Source organism: Flavobacterium sp. (assembly GCF_023151265.1).
Classification (GTDB): domain Bacteria; phylum Bacteroidota; class Bacteroidia; order Flavobacteriales; family Flavobacteriaceae; genus Flavobacterium.
In genome coordinates this window covers 1-3,453 of record NZ_JAKLJH010000189.1, presented here as the reverse complement: position 1 = coordinate 3,453, position 3,453 = coordinate 1, and the positions used below count along the sequence as shown (strand labels likewise).

The window sequence follows — 3,453 nt, the reverse complement described above, 5'->3', positions numbered from 1 at the left end:
AAAATGATTCTAATGATTTATACAAATTTACTTTTGATTATTATAAAATTGTTGGATTTCAAGAATATATTGAAAAAGATATGGAAGAATGGTTGTCTATAGAAATATAATCTGTTTTATAATGTTTAAATATTCATATTTATTCAAATATTTTTTAAATTTGCCCTCGAAATGAAAACACAAAAACAACATATTAGTCTAAATTTATATCGCTCAGCGATAGATTTTCCTATGGAAATAAATGGACGTTGTATGTGTTTTTATGAAGAATAATTATTGTTTTTAGTAAAATTACACCAAAATATACGAAACGTCCTTTACAAAAAGGGCGTTTTTTTTGTTTAAAAATGCACTTCGACTTCGCTCAGTGTGACAAAAAAGAAGAATCAGTGTGACAAAAAGAAGAAATAAAATGATAAAAACGAAAAAAAGTACAAAAATGTTTCATGATAAAACGAAATAGTAAAAAATAAGAGTGAATGCGTAACCAAATGAGAGACAGTCATTTGAAAAATTCGAGGTATCTGTTGGAAAACGGACAGGGTTTTTATTGTCTAAAATTTAATATAACTAATTGATAATCAATAAAATAATTTTAAAAAAGATTTGGAAGTTACTTTTTTTTGACATTATCTTTGCCTCAGAAAATTTCAAGTTTCAAGTTTCAGGTTTTAGATTTCAAGTTTCAAGTTTCAAGTTTCAAGTTTCAAGTTTCAAGTTTCAGGTTTCAGGTTTAAAAAAGATATAAAATGAGAACACGATATAACATTCAAAAAATAAATACAATAGGCATGATCGATTGTTTTAATCTTTCACGTAATGTAGCTCCGAAATATGATTTCGGATATATGAATAAACGGGTGCAAACTAATAGGCATTTGGGATAGCAGTATTCCATTGTTACCATATGAAGCACCTTTTACGAGGTGCTTTTTTTATGCCCAAAAATATTGATTCTGTAGCTCAAGGGTAGAGCAGTGAGCTGTTAACTCAAAGGTTGTAAGTTCGAATCTTACCAGAATCGCGACCGATTTCGTAGCTCAGTTGGTTAGAGCAATCGCCTTTTAAGCGATGGGTCTCAGGTTCGAATCCCGACGAAATTACTCGAGTTCTTTAGAAAGGGAACAAGGCTTATTGGTCCCGATAATTATCGAGATTCCCGACTGTCTCTCGGGAGAAACGGGTTCGATTCCCGTATAAGCCGCAAGGAAGTACGTCAAAGTAGGAGAGTTGAGCTTGTCTGTAAAACAAGTGCTTCATGCTGAGTAGGTTCTCCCGATAGCTATCGGGATACTACTTCCACTATTTGAAGTTTAATTAAAAAAATGAAGTTATGAGACCAGACATTTTAAAACGTTTTTTAACGAACACTGATGAAACCGGTAGGTTTATTATGAAATCTAGAATTACTGGAATCATCTATTTTGTAGAACCAATTTATAATGGTAAAACACCTAAGTGGGGAGATGTAGACCCTGCCACAAAACAGATTACTGGAAATTATGGTTCCAAATATACTGGAGCTATAACAAAAAAAGAATCTCTAATTACTGAAGAAAATGGTTTTATAAATATAGGATATTTCAAAGGAAGTCCATTTGGAGCCATTGATGTTAGAGATAAAGAACATCAAATTGCAATGGGGTTGATTTAATTTTTACTACTGCGCAAAATAATTGCGCAGTAGGTTTTGAATCTTTGTTCAGCAATAAAGAAAACGTTCTTTGAATTTGAAAATAAATATTCTCGTCTTCTCGACTTCGCTCGAAATGACAGCGTTGGAGAGTATAGAGAAATAAAATATCAAGCAAGTCTTGTTGGGTGTTTCTGTATGGCACTATTGCAGTATTCGTTTCGCAATTGCGGATGATGTTGTACTGTTCAACTTGGCTTGGAGGTTTTGGTGGTTTTCCAAAAAATCATCTCACTCTATGGGTCACGGGTTCGATTCCCGTACATACTTCGGGTATGTTAGTTCAGTCTGGTTAGAACAATAGATTAATCGTAGGTTCGAATCCTACACACATTTTAGGTATGTGTTTGACAGTGGTTGTTACCAACAGACTCAAAATCTGTTTGACAGAGTAGCATAGCTCTTTAAAAGAATGCACCATAAGAAAATCTTCGGACTTGGTCAGTTTTGACTCGACTCGTTCGTAAAGAAACACTTAGGAAAAGACCTGAAAAAGGCTTCGTATTCCTAACCGTTCTTTTGCTTTTGTATTTGCTTGTTGTTCGCTACGGCTAACTTCAAAATAGAATAGAAACCCATTAGAATGCTTTTGATTACTAACTTTTTTCCGTTTTGAACTTTGGACGAAGGACTGAAGGTTTTCTTTTTAAATGAATGTTTAATGATAACTATAAATAAATTCTGATCGACAGAATTACAATTCAGGCATACCAAGTAGGTTTGGTATTAGAAAACAGAATGTTAATCGATGTATTAACAAAAGGAAAATATTGGATTTTAGGAAATAAAGAAGTTTTAATTTTTGAAATGAATCAACCTTTTCAATCGAGATTTGAATTAAACTCTTTGTTGAAACATGAAAAATTAGCTTCCATGTTAGAAGTTGTAGATGTTATGGATAACGAATTGGTAATTCAAATCCAAAACGGAATTTTCAAAGATGTTTTAACTACTGGAAAATATGCTTTTTGGAAAGGAGTTTATGAATTTCAATTTGTGAAAATTGATTTATCTAAAGTGGAAATTACTGAAGAAATTTCAATGGCTTTATTGGAAAATTTTAAATTAAAACCATACACTAGAAAGTTTCAAGTATTGAACTTTGAAAAAGGTTTGTTGTTTGTGAATGGAACTTTTGTTAAAGAATTGGCATCAGGAAACTACTATTTCTGGAATAACGCCATTCCAATTGAAGTTAAAAACGTAGATATTCGTCAGCAACAAATGGAAATTGCAGGTCAAGAATTATTGACAAAAGACAAAGCAACCTTGCGAATTAACTTTTTTGTTCGTTACCAAGTAATTGATGCAGTTAAAGCTTTGGTAAACAACAAAGAATACGACAAACAGTTGTATGTTTTAATGCAATTGGCTTTACGAGCTTTAGTTGGTAGCTACACTTTAGACGAGTTGTTGAACAAAAAAGACACAATTTCAAAAGAAATTTTGGAAAATATGTTGGAGAAAATCAACGCCTTAGGTTTAAGTGTTGCCGATGCTGGAATTAGAGATGTTATTTTGCCAGGTGATATGAAAGAAATCATGAATCAGGTATTGGTAGCAGAGAAAAAAGCACAAGCCAACAGTATTATGAGACGGGAAGAAACGGCTGCTATGCGTAGCATGTTGAATACCGCTAAATTAATGGAGGAAAACGAAATGTTGTGGAAATTGAAAGAGATGGAATACGTGGAAAAAATTGCTGATCGAATTGGTGAAATCACCATTTCAGGAAGTGGTAACGTAATCAGTCAATTGAA

General features: G+C 32.7%; 2 protein-coding genes and 3 tRNA genes. All 5 read left to right on the top strand.

The features are described 5' to 3' along the window. The first annotated feature begins 952 nt into the window (after window positions 1-952). Window positions 953-1,024, top strand: a tRNA-Asn gene (locus L6Q46_RS13165). A 5-nt stretch (window positions 1,025-1,029) separates the two neighbouring features. Continuing rightward, a tRNA-Lys gene (locus tag L6Q46_RS13160) sits at window positions 1,030-1,103 on the top strand. Between the two features lie 230 nt (window positions 1,104-1,333). Continuing rightward, on the top strand, window positions 1,334-1,654 hold the full coding sequence (locus tag L6Q46_RS13155; RefSeq protein WP_291284689.1) for a hypothetical protein: 321 nt from the start codon (window positions 1,334-1,336) through the stop codon (window positions 1,652-1,654). Window positions 1,655-1,965: 311 nt separating this feature from the next. Then, window positions 1,966-2,029 (top strand) — tRNA-OTHER (locus tag L6Q46_RS13150). Window positions 2,030-2,431: 402 nt separating this feature from the next. Beyond that, window positions 2,432-3,453: slipin family protein (locus L6Q46_RS13145; RefSeq protein WP_291284688.1), on the top strand; the 1,022-nt coding region annotated here is incomplete at its 3' end.